The 1250-nt window shown below is 34.6% G+C and carries 1 protein-coding gene; it reads right to left on the bottom strand.

Annotated features, from left to right (window positions below; translation table 11 throughout):
- Positions 1-252 precede the first annotated feature (252 nt).
- Positions 253-1242, bottom strand: a complete 990-nt coding sequence (locus FTV38_RS17670; RefSeq protein WP_180023064.1) for a replication initiation protein — start codon at positions 1240-1242, stop codon at positions 253-255.
- Positions 1243-1250 lie beyond the last annotated feature (8 nt).

Here is a 1250-nt window from a genome sequence, read left to right as displayed (position 1 = left end):
GTATCGGATAATTGTTGCAGAGATAAAGTATGTAAACGCCATGGTTTGACGTAATTCTGTTTATTAAGCATCTGATTTAAATAAATTTAATTTTGGATCAAAAAATAATCAAAACTTTTAAAATCAAATAGTTATGAAATCTTTGTGCAACAAAGCCCTTTCAATTCAAAAGTGGAAACAGAAGAAGATGTAGGTAACATAAGAAACACCTAAAAGAGCTAATATCTGATTTAGGCTCACTTGGACACCTAGCTAAGAAAACAAGTTTAAAGCAGTTCCCAAAGAGCTAATATCTGATTTAGGCTCACTTGGACACTTTATCCACGAAGCAACAACCGATTTGGATACTTTCACCTCATTTGCAATCTTTCGACAACTTAATCCTTTTAAATGTAGTTCTTTCGCCTTTACACGTAAGGGCTGATATTTTGCAGATCTCACTACTCCGCCCTTTATACCGCCTAACTTCCCTTTTCTAGATTGACGGTCAATAAATTCCTGATAGCAATAGGCGTCTTTTTTCCAACAATATCGTGCAATGGATTTAGCAATGCCTTTTACTTCACCAAAAGTCATTGGGTTGGTAAGCCCTTGGTTAAGCCCTATGCAATGCTGAATTACGCAATTAAGCCAGGATGTATATGTACTCCCTCGATATTTTCGTATTTCTTTATAGGCCCAATGCCTAGCCGTGTTGAATACAAAACAATTACGCCCTAAACCTATCGCTTCATCTTGTTTAATCTCTCTATTAACATCTTTCCATGTTAAGTCTAGATTTCGAGCTAGTTCACTTAACGTATAGGGTTTTTCACGCAAGCTAGTGGTTTGCCAATAACTTGAGATAGGATTCTTTGATACCAAACTCACATATGCTGGATCTGCATTAAATAACTCACCTAATTTTTGACGAATAGCATTTGCATAAAGGATAGGCTTTTGACGACTAGCATCAGTTGTATAAACAGGTGTTTTTAACTGAAAAAGTATATGTGAGCGCCCATTATTAGGATTGGCAACTAATAAGTTCGGTAATGGAATTCCAACTAAGCCATATAATATTTCTGATAATGAAGACTCATAATCCAAATCAAATACTAGATAATGTAAATAGTATGGACTATTAGGTTGTATATATTTGTACTTTAAAGAAATTTCTTTAGGCCTGATAATAAGACCATAATCCAGATTATCTGAACAGTAAGGCTTTTTAGGTAATCTGTCTTGAAATTGATCAAGCAGAAAAGATA

Origin of the sequence: Acinetobacter sp. YH16044, from assembly GCF_013417145.1 — a bacterium.
GTDB lineage: Bacteria > Pseudomonadota > Gammaproteobacteria > Pseudomonadales > Moraxellaceae > Acinetobacter > Acinetobacter amyesii.
Note: the sequence above shows the minus strand (reverse complement) of the source record. Positions and strands in the feature narration are given on the sequence as shown.